The following is a 19,174-nucleotide window of genomic DNA, read 5'->3' on the forward strand; positions in this document are numbered from 1 at the left end:
TAAAAATACTAATTTAAATATCAAATTCAACAGATAAAGAGACCTATTATGATCAGTTCATTTTCATCACTAAACTTCAACCTTGGCGAAACCGTAGACATGATCCGCGACACAGTAAACGCCTTTGCTCGCGACGAAATTGCGCCTCGTGCTGAACAAATAGATCACGACAACGAATTCCCAAGAGACTTATGGCGTAAATTTGGTGAGCTAGGCTTACTAGGCATGACGGTAGAAGAGCAATATGGCGGTTCGGACTTAGGTTACTTAGAACACGTTGTTGCAATGCAAGAAATTAGTCGTGCCTCTGCATCTGTTGGCCTTAGCTACGGCGCTATGTCTAACCTGTGCTTAAACCAATTAAGCAAAAACGGTTCACATGAACAAAAATTAAAATATCTTCCAAAACTTTGTTCTGGCGAGCACGTAGGTGCATTAGCAATGTCTGAGCCTAATGCTGGTTCTGACGTGGTAAGCATGAAACTTAAAGCTGAGAAAAAAGGCGATAAGTACATTCTTAACGGTAACAAAATGTGGATCACAAACGGTCCAGACGCTGATGTTTACGTTATTTACGCAAAAACAGACCTTAATGCCGGTTCTAAAGGTATTACCGCGTTTATTGTAGAGCGTGATTATCCTGGTTTCTCTCGTCACCAGAAACTAGATAAGTTGGGTATGCGTGGTTCTAATACTTGTGAATTAGTATTTGAAGACTGTGAAGTACCTGCAGAAAATATTTTAGGTCATGAAAACAAAGGCGTTCGCGTACTTATGTCTGGTTTAGATTATGAGCGCGTGGTTTTATCTGGTGGCCCACTAGGTATTATGGATGCGTGTATGGACATCGTAGTTCCTTACATTCACGACCGCAAACAGTTTGGTCAATCTATTGGTGAATTCCAGCTAGTACAAGGCAAAGTTGCTGACATGTATACCGGTATGCAAGCGGCTAAGTCTTATGTATACGCAGTGGCACAAGCCTGTGACCGCGGTGAAACAACTCGTAAAGATGCAGCAGCGGTTATTTTATACTCTGCTGAATTAGCCACCAAAATGGCGCTTGATGCGATTCAACTACTAGGTGGTAACGGTTACATCAACGAATTCCCAACAGGACGTTTATTGCGTGACGCTAAGTTGTATGAGATTGGTGCTGGCACGTCAGAAATTCGTCGTATGCTTATTGGTCGCGAATTATTCAACGAATCTAACTAAGTTTAATTTTTGAAAATGACAAAGACTAAGAGGTTATGTTTTTTAAACAGACCTCTTTGTTTTATTCCAGTTAACCTGAATACGAAGATAAAATTATGGCTAAGATCACAAGTAAGGTAAATCCTCGCTCGCAAGAATTTTTGGATAAGCAAAATGCCATGCAGGCTGTTGTTGATGATGTTCAACAAAACGTAAATAAAATTAAATTAGGTGGTGGTGAGAAGTCTAAAGCTCGCCATGAATCACGCGGAAAACTTTTTGTTCGTGACCGCATTGAAAAGCTAATCGACCCTGGCTCAGCCTTTTTAGAAGTTGGTCAATTTGCTGGTTTTGACGTATACGATGACTATACACCTTGTGCTGGCGTTGTTGCGGGTGTTGGCCGAGTATCTGGCGTTGAATGCATGATCATTGGTAACGACGCTACTGTTAAAGGCGGCACTTACTATCCGCTTACCGTTAAAAAACATTTACGCGCTCAAGAAATAGCTGAGCGTTGTCACCTACCCTGTATTTACTTAGTTGATTCAGGTGGCGCTAACCTTCCTCAGCAAGACGATGTATTCCCGGACAAAAATCACTTTGGTCGTATTTTCTTTAATCAAGCCAATATGTCAGCCAAAGGCATTCCACAAATAGCCGTGGTTATGGGCCTTTGTACCGCAGGTGGTGCCTATGTACCGGCTATGGCTGATGAAAGTATTATCGTAAAAGAACAAGGCACTATATTCTTAGCGGGTCCTCCACTTGTTAAAGCGGCAACGGGCGAAGAAGTGTCTGCTGAAGAGCTGGGCGGCGCAGACGTACATTGTAAAATTTCAGGTGTGGCAGATCATTACGCACAAAATGACGAGCACGCGTTGCAAATTGCTCGAAGCTGTATTGCCAGAACCAACCGCAATAAAAACCTTCAAGTCCTGGATACAAGACCTTCAGAAGAGCCACTTTACGATGCCAAAGAGCTTTATGGCATTGTAGGTACCGACTTGAAAAAACCATTTGATGTTAAAGAGGTTATCGCTCGTATCGTTGACGGCTCTGACTTTGATGAATTTAAACAGCATTACGGCGCGACGTTAGTATGTGGTTTTGCCCGTATTTTTGGTAACCCGGTTGGTATTGTTGCGAACAACGGCATCCTGTTTTCTGAATCTGCTGAAAAAGGCGCTCACTTTATTGAATTGTGTTCACAGCGCAAAATACCTTTATTGTTCTTACAAAACATTACTGGCTTTATGGTTGGTAAAAAATATGAACATCAAGGTATCGCAAAACACGGTGCAAAAATGGTTATGGCGGTGTCTTGTGCAAAAGTGCCTAAATTCACCGTATTGATTGGTGGCTCTTATGGCGCTGGTAACTACGGCATGTGTGGTCGCGCTTATGACCCAACGATGATGTGGATGTGGCCAAATTCTCGTATTTCAGTGATGGGTGGCGAACAAGCTGCGGGCGTAATGGCACAGGTAACCAAAGATGGTATGGCGCGTCGTGGTGAATCTTGGACTGACGAGCAGGAAGCGGAATTTAAAAAGCCAATTGCAGATCAGTACGAAAAACAAGGTCATCCTTATTATGCCTCTGGTCGATTATGGGACGATGGCATTATTGACCCTGCACAAACTCGTATGACCGTTGGTTTAGCTTTATCAGCGTCGTTAAATGCACCAATTGAGGACACCAAATTTGGTGTCTTCAGAATGTAATTGGAGCCTAATTATGAGTTCAAATAAAGTAGACAACGTAGCTTTAAATACAGAACAGTCTGGATCTGCAGTGCTTGTTCATATGGATGAGCGCGGCGTAGCAACCGTGACCTTAAATCGCCCGACAAAACATAATGCCTTTGACGATGCAATAATCAGTGATTTAACCGCTGCCTTTCAAGCCATTGAGCAAAACCCAGAAGCAAGAGTATTAGTGCTTGCTTCTAACGGTAAAAGCTTTAGTGCCGGCGCAGATTTATCATGGATGAAACGCATGGCGGGTTATTCATATGAAGAGAACCTGCAAGACGCAAAAGCCTTAGCTGAAATGTTACGTGTGCTTAATTTTATGTCCATTCCAACCATTGCAAAAGTGCAAGGTGCCGCCTTTGGTGGTGCAGTTGGTTTAGTGGCCTGTTGTGACATAGCCGTTGCGTCCGACCGAGCTAGCTTTTGTTTAAGTGAAGTCAAACTAGGATTAATTCCAGCAACAATTAGTCCGTATGTGGTTGATGCTATTGGTGCTCGCGCGTCACGTCGGTATTTTCAAACGGCGGAACGTTTTTCGGCAGAAGCAGCAAAACAACTTAATTTAGTAAGCGAAGTTACCTCATTAGAGCAATTAGACGACCAAGTAGAAGCTATGATTGGCGCCTTAATATCCAATGGTCCTGTAGCAATGAAAGCCGCAAAACAGTTAGTTTTTGATGTGCAAAACTTTGATGCATCTACCAAAGGACTAGAGCAAGGCTCAGCGTTGATTAACGATACCAGCGAGCGTATTGCCGCTATAAGAGTATCGGAAGAAGGCCAAGAAGGCTTAACCGCTTTCTTTGATAAACGCAGTGCCAACTGGACACAATCGACTCCGTCAGATAAGGGTTAATGGAATTTCTTATGTTTAATAAAATTTTAATAGCAAACCGAGGCGAAATCGCCTGTCGCGTTATCGAAACGGCCCATAAAATGGGTATTCGTTGTGTGGCTGTTTACTCTGAAGCTGACGCGGATTCTCGTCATGTCAGTATGGCAGACGAAGCGTTCTTAATTGGTCCAGCACCGAGCAAAGACTCATACTTAAAATACGAAACCATTATAGACGTTGCCAAAAAAGCGGGCGCGCAAGCTATTCATCCTGGTTATGGATTTTTGTCTGAAAACTCTTTATTTGCCCAAGCCTGTGCAGACAATGATATTGTTTTTATTGGACCTCCAATTGGTGCCATCGAAGCGATGGGATCAAAAAGTGCCGCTAAGATCATCATGGAAAAAGCCAATGTACCATTAGTACCTGGTTACCATGGCGACAATCAAGACCCAGCATTCCTAAAAGCTGAATCTGCAAAAATTGGCTACCCGCAACTATTAAAAGCAGCGTACGGCGGCGGTGGTAAAGGGATGCGTATTGTTGAAAATGAAAAAGAATTTGACGATGCCCTCGCCTCAGCTAAACGTGAAGCCATTAATGGTTTTGGCAACGATAAAATGCTTATTGAGCGTTATTTAACAAAACCTCGCCACGTTGAAATACAAGTATTCTGTGACCAACATGGCAATGGTGTTTATTTGGCAGAGCGCGACTGCTCTGTTCAGCGTCGTCACCAAAAAGTGATTGAAGAAGCGCCAGCACCTGGTTTACCAACAGAAATACGCATCGCCATGGGTGAAGCTGCTGTTAGAGCCGCGCAAGCAATTGATTACGAAGGGGCCGGTACCGTTGAATTTCTATATGACGTAGACGGGTCTTTCTACTTCATGGAAATGAATACACGTCTGCAAGTTGAACACCCTGTAACTGAAATGATCACAGGTCAAGATTTAGTGCAGTGGCAATTACAAATAGCATCAGGCGAATCACTGCCGATATCGCAACAAGACGTCGCGGTTAATGGACACGCTTTTGAAGTACGTATTTATGCTGAAGATCCAGACAACGACTTTTTACCGGCCACGGGTCATCTTCATTATTTACGTCAACCTGAGCAAAATCGTCACGTTCGAGTTGATACGGGCGTTCGTGAGAACGACGAAGTGTCGACTTTTTACGACCCAATGATCGCTAAGCTAATTGTGTGGGATGAAAATCGTGAACGTGCCTTACAACGAATGTTGCGCGCTTTAGATGACTATCGTATTGCCGGTGTTACCACCAACTTAGCGTTTTTAGCCAGCCTACTTGAGCATAAGTCATTTCAAGCTGCAGACTTAGACACCAACTTTATTACTAAACATAACGATGACTTGTTTGTTTCTAAAACAAAAAACCAAGAACAGTCCTTAGCGTTAGCAGCCTTGTATCAATTGTTAAAACAAGCCAACGATAATGCGACTCTTGCTGAGACATCGAGTGATCCATTCTCTCCTTGGCATGGATTTACCGGTTGGAAAGTCAACGAAGCCCAGCAATTTACCGTGAAGTTAACCGATGAATCTGGTGAAGCGCATGTGATATCAGCGGAACAAGTTGATAATGCTTATACGATGGCGGTAGCTGGTAATGATAGCGTTACCGATAGTAAATTGCTTGTCACTGGTACACTAAATAACGATGAATTATTGGCCTCTATTGATGGTCATCAAATTAACGTCACCGTTGCTGACTTTGACAATAAACTAACGGTATTTAACAACAACGATATAACAACATTCACTAAAGACATTCCTGTTGACTATGCCAATGCCGAGCTAGAACAAGGTGGCGGTTTAACGGCCCCAATGAACGGCACATTAGTTGACGTTATGGTGAGTGCGGGTGACAAGGTTACTGCAGAGCAAAATCTGATCATCATGGAAGCCATGAAAATGGAATACACAATTAAAGCGCCAAAAGACGGCGTGGTGAAAGAAGTATTTTTTGCTCCGGGTGATTTAGTAGCAGACGGCGCGGAGCTTATTGCAATTGAATACGAAGAGGAATAGTTATGACCATAGTGATGAGTAATAGTTTTCCTGAGTCAGTAAAAATTGTAGAAGTTGGCCCTCGAGATGGTTTGCAAAACGAAGTGCCAGTGAGTATCGAAGATAAAGTCGCATTAATTAATGACTTATCTGAGACTGGTCTAAGCGTTATTGAAGCAGGTTCATTTGTGTCACCTAAATGGGTGCCGCAAATGGCGGGCTCTGCAGAAATATATAGCATGATCAATCAAGTTGATGGAATCAACTACCCTGCTCTCACGCCTAACATGAAAGGTTATGAGGCTGCGGTAGCCGCAGGTGTTAAAGAAGTGGCTATTTTTGGTGCGGCAAGCGAAGCGTTTAGTCAAAAGAATATCAACTGTTCTATTGAAGAGAGCTTAGCCCGTTTTCAACCAATAATGGAACGCGCTGAACAAGATGGTATTCGCGTTCGTGGTTACGTTTCCTGTGTGCTTGGCTGTCCTTATGAAGGTGAAGTGGACGTAACAAAAGTGGTAGAGGTTGCTCGTACACTTTATGAAATGGGGTGTTATGAAATTTCACTAGGCGATACCATTGGTGTCGGTACCCCAGAGAAAGCAAAAGCAATGCTTGCGGCTGTAGCTCAAGCGGTTCCAATGGAATGCCTTGCTGTTCATTTTCATGATACTTTTGGACAAGCATTGGCAAACATATACGCGTGTTTAGAGTTAGGCGTTAGCGTCATAGACTCTGCCGTGGCAGGATTGGGCGGTTGTCCTTATGCTAAAGGTGCATCTGGCAACGTAGCGTCTGAAGACGTGGTATATATGCTTAATGGTCTCAACATAAAACACGGTGTAGACCTTCAGAAGCTTGCGGAAACTGGCGCTAAGATTTGCACAGCGCTCGGTAAAAGCGGCAACTCTAAGGTTGCAACAGCTCTGTTAACCAAGTAATAAGTGCTACGAGATTTAGTTTAGTTAATTGGTTGGTTCAATTAATTATTTGGTTTAGTTAGTTAGCAGGTTTAGTTAGTTAAGAAAAGCGGGCGCCAAGTCCGCTTTTTCATTTTCAGCTGTTTATTCACCTTTTATGATCTTACTTTCAACATAACCCGCTATTAATTCCCCATAAAAGCGTTATTATTTATCACCTAATAAATATAACTAAAGAAGCGTACAACAAATGATTTTCACCACTGAGCGGCTAGTAGTACGCGAATTAACTATTCAGGACGCCCCTTTTATATTCAATCTTTTAAATACCGAAGGTTTTAAGAAAAACATTGGTGATAGAGGTATTGATACCCTCGAAAAAGCTAAAATTGAGATTGAAACCCGATATACGACTAGTTACCCCAACTTTGGCTTTTTTGTTGTGGAAGATGCAGTTACTGGACAAGCCTATGGTGGTGTTACGTTAATAGATAGAGACTCTCTAGAATATCCAGATTTGGGATATGCCTTTCTACCGAAATTTAACGGTCAAGGTTTTGCATTTGAAGCCAGTCTGGGCCTAGCAAAATGGGCAAATAAAAAAGGGGTTACGACCTTGTGTGCAATCGTCCAGTCAGACAATTTGCCATCAATATCATTGCTTAAAAAGCTAGGCTTTACTTTTAGTGGTACTAAAAAAATGGAAAACCCAGAAGAGATCCTCGATTATTACCTTCGAATAACGGACTAAAAAAGAATGCAGTCAGATATTTCAATTCAGCGCCTAAAGCAGTTTCCGCCGTTAATGTGGATTCTCTTGTTTGGCTCATTCATTACACGCGGTAGTTTTTATATGGTGTGGCCATTTTTGGCTGTGATCCTATACGAGCGCTTTGGTTTATCCGCTACTGAAGTGGGATTAATATTATCTTCGGCTGCTTTTGTTTCCGTAGGCGTTAGTTTTATTGGCAGTGCCCTTTCAGATAAGTTTGGCCGACATTTAATGATGTATGGAACCGGGCTTTTATACATTGTCTCCTTTGCCTTACTCGCTGAAGCTGATTCCGTTATTAGTTTTATCGTGGTAATTACACTCTGCTCAGTGGCATCTTCACTTTGGCGTCCTCTTACCTCTGCGTTAACTGGAGACATAATTGAAAACAGCCAGACTAGAGAATTGGCTATGCAATCGCTCTATTTTATAGTGAACGTAGGTTGTGCCATTGGCCCTATTGCTGGCGTTTCGTTGGGTTTAACTGGCGAACAGTCGGGTTTTTACATCACCACCTACGCATTTGTAATCTTGCTCGTTTTACTATTTTGGGGTTTTGGAAACCAAAAAAAGAAAAAGCTATCTCGCGACGTGAATATAGAAGTGAATAGCGAGTTTACAACGCCACCATTAACTCCCCTTTCTCAAAATGTTGATGGGGGCTATGCACCGGAACCGAAACAGAAAAAAGAGCAAGAGCAAGAGCAAGAGCAAGAGCAAGAGCAAGAGCAAGAGCAAGAAAAGCTTCCTAGTTCGGGAGAAGATTCGGAAAAGCCAACATTTAAGCAAACGTTAAATGTACTTAAAAACGATAAATTATTTCAATGTCTTATATTTGCTAATGTCATTTGCATGTTCATCTACGGACAAATGGATAGTTCTTTAGTGCAGTATCTCACTCGTGCTGAAGTACCTAATTTGCTCGAGCTTATATCTTCCATTATTTTTACCAACGCTATCATTATTATTAGCTTTCAGTTCATCTTACTAAGGTTGATGCGTCGCCAAAGTTTAATCACAAGAGTTAAGATAGGGCTATTGTTACTCTCCGCTTCGCAGTTTTGGATCGCGGTCAATCCATTGACTTTATTTTGGGGCTTCATAGGCGCAACAATTGTCATGAGTTTGGCTGAAGCTATTCTGTTTCCAACAATGAACGTGCATATTGACCGAATTGCTCCTGCCCACCTGAGAGGTGCTTACTTTGGAGCCGCTTCCTTTTATGAGTTTGGATTTGCATTAGCGCCATTAGGCGGCGGTTTGATACTAGATTACCTTAACGGATTCTGGTTATTTACTTTTGCTGGAGCTCTAACATTTATCGTTATTTATCTTTATCATATCTTAGAAAAATTACCTCGCGGTTTCACCCCAAGAGCATAAGGGACCTAAAAACAAAGCGAGAACGCACTTGTTAACAATAACAACCAAGCGTATTTTTAAAGCATTGAATTAAAGAGATTTTCCAGACACCCAAAAATAAAACCGAGACTCTCATTCGCATGTATAACTTCCCTTAGGGTCGGTTTGAATTTTAAACAACTGGCTAGCTTCGATGCCAAAACTATTGTAGAGTCTTGATATTAGTAAATTTAAAAAAAGTACAGTGTTTACCGACCTCCCAATCCCCTCGGACTTATACGGAGTTACCGATAATACGCTGTTATAACGACGGTAGGAATGAAGCTCAACAGCCAATTGTTAAACTGGACTCAGTTCGGCAAAATACTGGACTTGAGGTACGTTGTTTTACGAAATATTTCATGGTATTTCTAAGCGCAGTGAATACTGATTAGAAGCTAGCTTCGATAAGGTATTCGCCTCGATTAGAAATAGTAGGTAAAAGGAGCACTCAGTGTCATTTTTATTCTGAGCTGACGAGTGTATTAAATGCCGGTATTCCTGACAGACCGAAGTGTACCGTCGAAATAACAAGCGCATAAAGCTGACTCACCTTGTGTGCCAGATTTTTGCATAAGAGAAACGGCGCAAAAATGCGTCCCACATTGCTCGCTGCTTATACGGGCGTTAACTTCACGTAGAATTCTGCAATATAATTAATCTGTCGCAATATAAGAGTTTCACGGATTTGAACGTCCCCTTTTCTCTTTATCCTGAATTTTTGAGCCTGCTTTAAAAAGCTATTGGCCAGTATCACGAAACGCCAAGCCTAGCTGCTTGGCTATTGAAAGTTCAAATCAATAAGAACGTTCAGCAAGGTTTAAATTAGTTTCAACTTCTGTTGCTTAATGTTGCTAAGAATTTTGGAGCTTTTTTTCTTTTAGTACTTACCATCGCCGCGCTCATGGCTTGGCTTCCGAACTATTTGAGTAGTAGGCCTTTGGTTTTCTGAATAATTAGCGAGTTGATTTAGAAAGGAATTTAGGTAAAGTGGTTTTCTGAATATTAAACGTTGGCTAGTGATAGTTAACAAGTGGTTCAAGAGGGTCTCGTCAAAGCTTGCACGAGCCTTCGGCAAACAGTCTAGCAAGCTAAAACTCGCCTCTTAACCAGGCGTTATATACCAAAACGGAGTTCGTAGCATAAATATGGAATTAACTACCCCTCTCCCACCTCAAGATAATGAATTTGAAGCCCTGAAAGCTGGCTTAACGAAATATAACGAATCTCACACAGGGGATGTATTTAGGGAAAAAGTATCTTCATTTGTAAAAGATGAGTCAGGTGTCATTGTTGGTGGGATTTTAGGTGAAATAAATTGGGACTGGTTGCATATTCAAGGTTTATGGATTGATGAAAGTATCCGAAACCATGGATGGGGAGCTAAGCTACTATCTAGTATGGAAGAATATGCTTTATCTAAAAACACCACTAATATTCGCCTGGAAACAACTACTTTCCAAGCATTGGGGTTCTATGTCAAGGCTGGTTACTCTGTGTTTGGTGAATTGGATGATATGCCTAAAGGGCACACTAGTTATTTTTTACAGAAACAATTGGGTATATAACAAGTGCCTCAATTCGCTCTCAGGCTCGCTCGGACAATTAACAATGGGCTATTGTCGCTGCGCTTAATTATTTTAGCCCATTAGTAATTGCCGCTTAGGCAAGCGTTAACTTCACGTAAAATTCTGCAATATAATTAATCTGTCGCAATATATTGATGTCATTAAATTAAAGTCCCCTTTTCTCTTTATTCTGAATTTTTGAATCTGCTTTAAAAGGCTATTGGCCAGTATCTCAAAACGCCAAGCCTAGCCGCTTGGCTATTGAAAGTTCAAATCAATAAGAACGTTCAGCAAGGCTTGAATTAGTTTCAACAAATTGTGTTTAAAATTGCTAACGGTTTTGGAGTTTTTATCTTTAAGTACTTACTATCGCCGCGCTCATGGCTTGGCTTCTCAACTATTTGAGTAATAGGCCTTCGGTTTTTCTGAGTAAATAGACGTTTGATTTAGAAAGGTATTTAGGTAAAGTAGTTTTCTGAATGTTCAGCGTTAGCTAGTGATAGTTAACAAGTGGTTCAAGAGGGTCTCGTAAAAGCTTGCACGAGCCTTCGGCAAACAGTTTAGCAAGCTAAAACTCGCCTCTTAACCAGGCGTTAGCTACCCACAAGGATGATCAGCATAAAATGAAATATTTGTTTCTCTTAACTCTAGCTTTCTTCTGCTTTGGTAATAATGCTTCGATTAAACGGCATGACATCCCTTCTGAAAATTATATTGTAAAAAACGTTCCGGGTTATTTAGTTGATATGCCGCATGAAGGTCATGGCGTTTTAATCAACTCAAGATGGGTTCTGACAGTGGCACACACTATTTTTTATGATTATGTTGGGGAGGAGTTGAGTATTAACTCAAAAAACTATCAGATTGAAAGTGTCCATATTCACCCTGGTTATCGAGAGCCAGATAAAGGGTTACTTCAAGGGGACTTAAAGCCTTTAATGTCATTTTTTAAATCTAGACACGACATTGCTTTAATTAAACTTAAAACTCATGTTATTAATGCTGAACCAATCGAAATTTACACAGGTCATTCAGAACAAAAGAAAACAATTACCGTATTTGGACGAGGTGCAACAGGAGACGGCATTAAAGGCGAAGACTTAAGCACTAAGCCACTTCGTGTGCTTAACAAGTTTCAAAACATTGTAGACAGTGCAGAAGGTAATTGGATAACGTACACATTTGATGAGCCTAAAAACGCATTACCACTTGAAGGAATGCATGCCTCTGGTGATAGTGGTGGACCATCCGTAATATTAGACGGTAAAAACTCTTATCTTGTAGGTTTATCTAGTTGGCAATTAGCATTTGGAGATATATCCAATTTCAAAGGTGGCTTATACGGAACAACTGCCTATCAGGTTAGGATATCAAGCTATCAGAATTGGATATTCAGTGTGGTTGGTAGCTAACAAGTCATTAAAGAAAGACTCGTCACGGCTTGCTCGAGTTCCTTCGTCACAAAAGTTTAGCAAGCCTAAACTCGCTTCTTAATGAAGCGTTAGCCTGTTTCGATAAATTGGCGTCATTTAAAGGGATTTTATATGTTAAACAGATGTTTAGTTATTTTCTCAATTTGTATGTTATTACTCTCAGCCACAGTGAAAGCTGATAATAAGGTAGTCCCTAAAAATAGTTTTAAAGCTTTATTAGAGTGCATGAAAACAGTCCCTATTGATGTTAATAAACTCAAAGGTGTGAACTCATCACAAGTTGTTTTATTAAGTGTTCTCGAAAAAGTCAATCAAAGTAAGGCTTCTGAAAAAGACTTGGGTATAGATTATTCTGAAGTTTATAAATTGGTTGAAAAAAACTGCCCTAAAGAATTAGAAGTAATTAAAAAGCTGAATGCGAGTAAACCAGGCTAACAAGTGGTTTAAGAAGGTCTCGTAAAAGCTTGCTCGAGCCTTCGGCAAACATTTTAGCAAGCTAAAACTCGCCTCTTAACCAGGCGTTAGGTGTACATGCAGATGCAACCCAGATTGGAGATCGAATTTTTACGCGATGACCCTGCGAAAATATGGGTAAAGGCATGCAATGAATCCTTCGCTGGTGAGACGGAGCAATATATAAATGCTCAAGTATTGGAAAAACTAGCTGAACAATTATCTTCCTTTCCTCAATCTAACTCAGATGAAGTTACCTTTAAAGTTGGTGACGTTGGCTCTCCAAATGGGCATTGTGAGTTTAAATTTCATTGCTTCGATTCTGCTGGTCATACGGCTGTATTAGTTTCTCTGTCAAATGACTGCGCAAGTATTGCAAAATTTACCGTTCAATTTGAAGCTTTATCATTGGATGTCTTTATATCGGCTATTAAACTAGCTTTAAAATCTGGATCAGGTGTTTCCGATTTAATTGGTATAAAACCATATACACAAAACGTGTAGGTACACCTAACAAGAGCCTCAATTCGCTCTCAAGTTCGCTCGGACAATTAACAATGGGCTATTGTCGCTGCGCTCAATATTTTAGCCCATTATTAATCGCCGCTTAGGCAGGCGTTATATTTTTCTCAGGAGGCGGTGAGCAATGGAAGCATTAATAAGATTCGGCTATGGTGAATTAGGCAGTCCCAAAATGGGAGCTCTAATAGTATTACTATTTGTGTTTTTGTTTAAAGTAATTAAGAGTCGAATAGATCGCGGTAGAGAAGAAAAAACTACTAGAATTTCGGAAATGATTGCGGAAATAGAAAAAAAAGGTTCGCCTAAATATCATTTTACCGTTGAACAAATTTTTCAAAATAGGTTTGGCGTACTAATTGATTATCCGGTAATTAATTTCTTTTTAAAATCCAAGACTCCAACATCTGATATTTTGTCTTATATACAGGGAAGACGTTATATCGAGTTTTGTGGTGACTATAAAGAAATACGTTATAAAAATAAGATAACCACCAGAAGGTTAACATTTAAAAAATGGTCATTATATTGTTCGTATTGTGTATCGTTTTTTATTGCTATTGGTCTTATTGTTATAATTCCTCAAGTTCCATTCGATGATACTTCAAGCTTCCCAATTTATCTTATTTTCGTATTATCAGCTTTCCTATGGGGCTACTTAAGTCTAGATGAGGCTCTCAAGCCCGAAAGTGCAGCATTGTTGTATAAAAAATATAACAAGTCATTACAGCAGGACAAATAACAGTTGGCTTTGCTCCAACGTCGCTATTTTAGCCAACAATTATTTGCCTCTGAATGAGGCGTTATACGTCAAAATGGAGTTTTTAATATGGAAGTAACCGCAAAATCAATAACTAAAAAGTCTCTTTTCAAACTGTATCTAAACACCTTTGGCTTTGGACTATTTATCTTTTCTTTTGCAATGGGTATTTTTGCTCTTTTTGGTGGTGAAACTGTTACATGGAATGATGAGCATTATACCGGTATCGCTGGATTGCTTATTTCTATCCCTCTTGGTATGTTTTTAGCAATTTGGTTTACTTTTTTTATGTGGTTACTCGGTATTCTAGGCATGTGGATAAACTCAAAAATATACGGTTTAAGTATTACTTTTAGAGACCCAGAACAGCCTGATAGTTCAGTGGAAGATGATAATTAAAACGTGCAGTAGCTCACGTATAACAAGCGCCTAAACTCCGTCAATGTTAAGTTGTCATGGTTTTGGCAAACATCGCAAAAAGCCATGCCAACACATTGCGTGTTAGGCGGGCGTTAGGCTTTTAAAAAGGAAGTATTCAGATGGCTATTAGTTTTTCGCAAATGTTAGATAATTTGCAAAAGAGGTTAGAAACAGAAGCTATTGATGAATTTAAAGTTCACCTTGAGTCATCATTAAATAAAAGTGAAAGAAAGCTTACGGAAGAATATGAGTCAATATCAGAGGAACAATTTGAAAGTCCTTATGATATGGAAAGCTATAAATCGATGCTCGAAGATCAGTTTTATATGCAGGGAGAAGTTCGAAAATTAGCTAATGAGTTAAGTATTTCTGCGCTATATAAACAAATTGAGCTTCACACTAAACGCGTTACTAAACGTCACTTGCCTTCAATACCTGATAGTAAATTTTTTAATGTTGGTTCACTTAATAATGCTCTTCCATTTAACTTATCGGATATTGATCAATATGATGCTTTTAATGAGCTTCGACTAATAAATAACTCAATTAAACATCAAGGCTGTGTTTATAAAGATCTCTCTAATGCATTCCCTAATTGGAAAGAAGGAGATGAATTTAAGGACTTAGATATTGTTTATGATCGCCTTTACCCTAAGATTAAAATATATATCACAGCATTGGTTTCTAATCTTGCGTTACACACCGAGTAGTAAAAGCCTAACAAGTCGTTTAAAAGGACAAAAAACAGTTGGCTGTTTTCGTTCCTCAACATTATAGCCAACAATTTTCGGCCTCTTAACGAGGCGTTATATTCCTCTAGACACCTGTTGCGCAACGCGCTACACTTCCGGTTATGATTAAATCATTTAAACATAAAGGACTGAAAAAGTTCTTTGAGTCCGGCAGTAAAGCTGGCATTCAAGCCAAGCATGAGCGTCGACTTAGAATGCAACTTGCCGCTATTGATACTGCGACTGTTTTAGACGACATCGACTTACCTGGGTTTAAGTTACATGCCTTAAAAGGGAAAAGAGATGGAATTTGGTCTATTACTGTAAATGGTAATTGGCGAGTCACATTCGAATTTAAAGATGGCAATGCTTTTATTTTAAATTATGAGGATTATCACTAATGAATATGCATAATCCACCGCATCCGGGTGAATTTATTTCCGATGTTTATATGGAACCATTTGGCTATAGTTGCCGATTTGTTGCAAAACAATTAGATGTTTCTCCTTCAACTTTAAGCCGTATCTTAAAAGCTAAAAGTGCTATTACTCCAGAAATGGCTTTACGACTATCGAAAGCGCTTGGCCGTAGCCCTGAAAGTTGGCTATCGATGCAAGACAATTATGATCTTTGGCAAGCAAAACATAATGTAAACTTAGCTAGAGTTCATCAAATTGATTTTGCAATGGCGTAAGGAATATAACAAGCGCCTCAACTCCGACAATGTTTCGTTGTCACGGTTTTGGCAAACAACGCAAAAAGCCGCGCCAACACATTGCGTGTTAGGCGGGCGTTAACTTCACATAAATTTCTGCAATATAATTAATCTGTCGCAATATATTGGTGTCATTAAATTAAAGTCCCCTTTTCTCTTTATTCTGAATTTTTGAGTCTGCTTTCAAAAACTATTGGCCAGTATCACAAAACGCCAAGCCTAGCCGCTTGGCTATTGAAAGTTCAAATCAATAAAAACGTTCAGCAAGGTTTAAATTAGTTTCAACTTCTGTCGCTTAAGGTTGCTAAAGATTTTGGAGTTTTTTTCTTTTAGTACTTACTATCGCCGCGCTCATGGCTTGGCTTTTCAACTATTCGAGTAGTAGGCCTTCGGTTTTCTGAGTAAATAGACGTTTGATTTAGAAAGGAATTTAGGTAAGGTGGTTTTCTGAATATTAAACGTTGGCTAGTGATAGTTAACAAGTGGTTCAAGAGGGTCTCGTAAAAGCTTGCACGAGCCTTCGGCAAATAGTTTAGCAAGCTAAAACTCGCCTCTTAACCAGGCGTTAACTTCACGTAAAATTCTGCAATATAATTAATCTGTCGCAATATATTGGTGTCATTAAATTAAAGTCCCCATTTCTCTCTATTCTGAATTTTTGAGTCTGCTTTAAAAAGTTATTTGCCAATATCACGAAACGCCAAGCCTAGCCGCTTGGCTATTGAAAGTTCAAATTAATAAGAACGTTCAGCAAGGTTTAAATTAGTTTCAACTTCTGTTGCTTAAAGTTGCTAACGGTTTTGGGACTTTTATCTTTTGGTACTTACTATCGCCGCGCTCATGGCTTGGCTTATCAACTATTCGAGTAGTAGGCCTTCGGTTTTCTGAACAATTAGCGAGTTGATTTAGAAAGGAAATTAGGTAAAGTGGTTTTCTATTAATTTCAACGTTGGCTAGTGATAGTTAACAAGTGGTTCAAGAGGGTCTCGTAAAAGCTTGCTCGAGCCTTCGGCAAACATTATAGCAAGCTAAAACTCGCCTCTTAACCAGGCGTTAACTTCACGTAAAATTCTGCAATATAATTAATCTGTCGCAATATATTGGTGTCATTAAATTAAAGTCCCCTTTTCTCTTTATTCTGAATTTTTGAGTCTGCTTTCAAAAACTATTGGCCAGTATCACGAAACGCCAAGCCTAGCCGCTTGGCTATTGAAAGTTCAAATCAATAAGAACGTTCAGCAAGGTTTAAATTAGTTTCAACTTCTGTTGCTTAAAGTTGCTAAAAGCTTTGGAGCTTTTTTCTTTTGGTTCTTACCATCGCCGCGCTCATGGCTTGGCTTCCGAACTATTCGAGTAGTAGGCCTTAGTTTTTCTGAGTAATTAGCGAGTTGATTTAGAAAGGAATTTAGGTAAAGTGGTTTTCTGAATATTCAACGTTGGCTAGTGATAGTTAACAAGTGGTTCAAGAGGGTCTCGTAAAAGCTTGCTCGAGCCTTCGGCAAACATTATAGCAAGCTAAAACTCGCCTCTTAACCAGGCGTTAGGCTTACAAGGAAAGTATGTGCATAAATTCAGGTTTGTAGCTTTATTTATATTAATGATCGTTGGGTGTGAGGATAAATTACCTGAGATTAGTACCTGTTATGGATCGATTACAGAAGGAACTATTTGGGTTTCAATATCAGCTGATAACAGGGTTAGTATTGGAGACTCTATATTCTCGGAACAACTTTTAAATAAAAAATATAATGCTGTTAAACAAACGTGTGAATCTGTTGTTGTAATCGTTCAAGCAGAGCAATTGGCTAAGCATAAAATAGTTTACGATACTGTAAAACTTATAGAATCGCTCAATTTTAAGGTGTCACATTAAGCCTAACAAGTGCCTTAAGGCTCGCAAGCTCGCTCGGACAATTAACAATGGGCTATTGTCGCTGCGCTCAATATTTTAGCCCATTGCTAATTCGCCGCTTAGGCGAGCGTTAGCTATACAAGGAGAATACAGTTCAAATGTCAGAATTTATTGGTGGAGGCTACTTTTTTGAAATGCTAAATGCTTTAGCAAGCCTTATGATTGCTTATGGTGTTTTCTTTTTTCTCTATTTCTCCAAAAGAAGAGAAAGACGAGAAAAAGTGGAATATGCAACGAGATTCATTCAAAAATGGAACGAGCCTGCCTTTTTTCATATAACAGCTAGAATTTTTAATAATCGAAATATTGAATTCCTGCATGGTTTAGAACCTCAGTTTTATGAAGAGTTTAGAGTAAAAAATAAGGAAGGCTTTGACGATATAGTTACCATTTTAAATTTCATTGAAGAAATGGCTCAAGCTATAGAGTCAAATTTAGCTGATGAATACACTTTAAGAAAATACTTTCAACAATCTCTAGTCGATACATTTAAAATTTTAGAACCCTTTGTACATGTTACTCGTGAAAAAAATACAACGTGACTGCATACCGTTCGTCGGAGAGAATGATTGGGCAATGGTCTTTTTCTAAACCTATAAGGGTAAGTTAAAATGAGTAGCTTATCTAATATCCCCAACCCAATAGGGAATGATCCTATACAAGTTGTAGAAAGGACTGTTCGTGAAGTTCCTTGTCCAAATCCAGAGTGCGATCATAAATTAGACATAACCAGTATAAATTATGGTACAAAAATTAAGTGTCAAAACTGCGACAATATTACTTGGACTCCAACCTACGAGGAACAATGGTGGCAAAAAACAAAAGGGTTTGTTTTGAGTATCATATTGAGTTTGCTAATAGGGGTTGCTGGTTCGATTGGTGGTTCTGCTGTCTGGGAATCCTACAATGCAGAAGCAGCACAAGAGCAGGCAGAGCAACCTGAAGAAGGTGGCTAAAGTAAAGCTAACAAGCACTTTAAACGGAACAAAAACAGTTGGCTACGTTCCGCTTCGCTTCACATTATAGCCAACAATTTTTGTCCGCTTAAGTGGGCGTTAGCCTGTTTCGATAAATTGGCGTCATTTAAAGGGTTTTATATGTTAAACAGATGTTTAGTTATTTCATCAATTTGTATGTTATTACTCTCAGCTACAGTGAAAGCTGATAATAAGGTAGTCCCTGAAAATGGTTTTAAAGCTTTATTAGGGTGTATGAAAAAAGTCCCTATTGATGTTAAAAAACTCAAAGGTATGGGCTCATCGCAAGTCGTTTTATTAAGTGTTCTTGAAGAAGTCAATCAAAGTAAGGCTTCTGAAAGAAACTTGGATATAAATTATTCTGAAATTTTTATTTTGGTTGAAAAAAACTGCCCTAAAGAATTAGAAGTAGTTAAACGGTTCAGTGCCACTAAACCAGGCTAACAAGTGGTTCAAGAGGGTCTCGTAATAGCTTGCTCGAACCTTCGGCAAATAGTCTAGCAAGCTAAAACTCGCCTCTTAACCAGGCGTTATAGCTACTTGAAAAATCGAACAAATCCCTCACTTATACTAAAACGATAATAGGGAAACACTCGATGGACATCTTTCTCAAAATTACGATTGACGATTTTATTTTCTACTTTTCACTAATAACACTAAGTTTTGCCGTGATAAAGACCTTAATAAACTTGGTCGTTTGGAGCAAAAAAATGTCAAAAGGTGCGCTTTTCTTTTTAGCTATATTTCCAATAATATCTATATTTCCGATACCTC

Annotated in this window: 20 protein-coding genes; all 20 read left to right on the plus strand. The window is 39.5% G+C overall.

The window, feature by feature from the left end; all coding sequences use genetic code 11:
- Positions 1-48 precede the first annotated feature (48 nt).
- The 20 genes from GNP35_RS05515 (at position 49) to GNP35_RS05610 (ending at position 18,844) form a co-directional block, all read left to right on the plus strand.
- The gene (locus GNP35_RS05515; protein WP_155695198.1) at positions 49-1,218 is read left to right on the plus strand and encodes an isovaleryl-CoA dehydrogenase; all 1,170 of its coding nucleotides are present in this window, start codon (positions 49-51) and stop codon (positions 1,216-1,218) included.
- Positions 1,219-1,313: 95 nt separating this feature from the next.
- Positions 1,314-2,924, plus strand: a complete 1,611-nt coding sequence (locus GNP35_RS05520) for a carboxyl transferase domain-containing protein (protein WP_155695199.1) — start codon at positions 1,314-1,316, stop codon at positions 2,922-2,924.
- Positions 2,925-2,937: 13 nt separating this feature from the next.
- On the plus strand, positions 2,938-3,810 hold the full coding sequence (locus tag GNP35_RS05525) for an enoyl-CoA hydratase/isomerase family protein (RefSeq protein WP_155695200.1): 873 nt from the start codon (positions 2,938-2,940) through the stop codon (positions 3,808-3,810).
- A gap of 11 nt (positions 3,811-3,821) precedes the next feature.
- Positions 3,822-5,843: an acetyl/propionyl/methylcrotonyl-CoA carboxylase subunit alpha gene (locus tag GNP35_RS05530; protein WP_155695201.1), complete on the plus strand. Its 2,022-nt coding sequence runs from the start codon at positions 3,822-3,824 to the stop codon at positions 5,841-5,843.
- Between the two features lie 2 nt (positions 5,844-5,845).
- Positions 5,846-6,760: a hydroxymethylglutaryl-CoA lyase gene (locus GNP35_RS05535; RefSeq protein ID WP_230961313.1), complete on the plus strand. Its 915-nt coding sequence runs from the start codon at positions 5,846-5,848 to the stop codon at positions 6,758-6,760.
- A 229-nt stretch (positions 6,761-6,989) separates the two neighbouring features.
- Entirely contained in the window at positions 6,990-7,490 is a 501-nt protein-coding gene (locus GNP35_RS05540; RefSeq protein ID WP_155695202.1) for a GNAT family N-acetyltransferase, read from the plus strand.
- 6 nt (positions 7,491-7,496) lie between these two features.
- Positions 7,497-8,894 (plus strand): MFS transporter, encoded by a 1,398-nt coding sequence (locus GNP35_RS05545; protein WP_155695203.1) that lies wholly within the window; start codon positions 7,497-7,499, stop codon positions 8,892-8,894.
- Positions 8,895-10,060: 1,166 nt separating this feature from the next.
- On the plus strand, positions 10,061-10,480 hold the full coding sequence (locus tag GNP35_RS05550; RefSeq protein ID WP_155695204.1) for a GNAT family N-acetyltransferase: 420 nt from the start codon (positions 10,061-10,063) through the stop codon (positions 10,478-10,480).
- Positions 10,481-11,103: 623 nt separating this feature from the next.
- Positions 11,104-11,892: a trypsin-like serine protease gene (locus tag GNP35_RS05555; RefSeq protein ID WP_155695205.1), complete on the plus strand. Its 789-nt coding sequence runs from the start codon at positions 11,104-11,106 to the stop codon at positions 11,890-11,892.
- A gap of 189 nt (positions 11,893-12,081) precedes the next feature.
- Positions 12,082-12,348, plus strand: coding sequence for a hypothetical protein (locus GNP35_RS05560; RefSeq protein WP_155695206.1), 267 nt, complete (start codon positions 12,082-12,084; stop codon positions 12,346-12,348).
- Positions 12,349-12,450: 102 nt separating this feature from the next.
- A complete protein-coding gene (locus GNP35_RS05565) occupies positions 12,451-12,870 on the plus strand; it encodes a hypothetical protein (RefSeq protein WP_155695207.1) in 420 nt (139 codons plus the stop codon).
- Between the two features lie 142 nt (positions 12,871-13,012).
- Complete coding sequence (locus GNP35_RS05570) at positions 13,013-13,627, plus strand: hypothetical protein (RefSeq protein ID WP_155695208.1); 615 nt, start codon at positions 13,013-13,015, stop codon at positions 13,625-13,627.
- Positions 13,628-13,714: 87 nt separating this feature from the next.
- Complete coding sequence (locus tag GNP35_RS05575; RefSeq protein ID WP_155695209.1) at positions 13,715-14,044, plus strand: hypothetical protein; 330 nt, start codon at positions 13,715-13,717, stop codon at positions 14,042-14,044.
- A gap of 140 nt (positions 14,045-14,184) precedes the next feature.
- A complete protein-coding gene (locus GNP35_RS05580) occupies positions 14,185-14,775 on the plus strand; it encodes a hypothetical protein (protein WP_155695210.1) in 591 nt (196 codons plus the stop codon).
- A gap of 143 nt (positions 14,776-14,918) precedes the next feature.
- Positions 14,919-15,197: a type II toxin-antitoxin system RelE/ParE family toxin gene (locus GNP35_RS05585; protein ID WP_155695211.1), complete on the plus strand. Its 279-nt coding sequence runs from the start codon at positions 14,919-14,921 to the stop codon at positions 15,195-15,197.
- Positions 15,197-15,490, plus strand: coding sequence for a HigA family addiction module antitoxin (locus tag GNP35_RS05590; RefSeq protein ID WP_085301836.1), 294 nt, complete (start codon positions 15,197-15,199; stop codon positions 15,488-15,490). Before GNP35_RS05585 ends, GNP35_RS05590 begins: the two co-directional genes overlap by 1 nt.
- A 1,582-nt stretch (positions 15,491-17,072) precedes the next feature.
- Positions 17,073-17,384, plus strand: coding sequence for a hypothetical protein (locus GNP35_RS05595; RefSeq protein WP_155695212.1), 312 nt, complete (start codon positions 17,073-17,075; stop codon positions 17,382-17,384).
- 137 nt (positions 17,385-17,521) lie between these two features.
- A complete protein-coding gene (locus GNP35_RS05600; RefSeq protein WP_155695213.1) occupies positions 17,522-17,965 on the plus strand; it encodes a DUF4760 domain-containing protein in 444 nt (147 codons plus the stop codon).
- A 69-nt stretch (positions 17,966-18,034) separates the two neighbouring features.
- Positions 18,035-18,379: a hypothetical protein gene (locus GNP35_RS05605; protein ID WP_155695214.1), complete on the plus strand. Its 345-nt coding sequence runs from the start codon at positions 18,035-18,037 to the stop codon at positions 18,377-18,379.
- Between the two features lie 141 nt (positions 18,380-18,520).
- Complete coding sequence (locus tag GNP35_RS05610) at positions 18,521-18,844, plus strand: hypothetical protein (RefSeq protein WP_155695215.1); 324 nt, start codon at positions 18,521-18,523, stop codon at positions 18,842-18,844.
- The last annotated feature ends 330 nt before the right edge of the window (positions 18,845-19,174 follow it).

The organism is Psychrosphaera haliotis, from assembly GCF_009728465.1.
Taxonomy (GTDB): Bacteria; Pseudomonadota; Gammaproteobacteria; order Enterobacterales; family Alteromonadaceae; genus Psychrosphaera; species Psychrosphaera haliotis.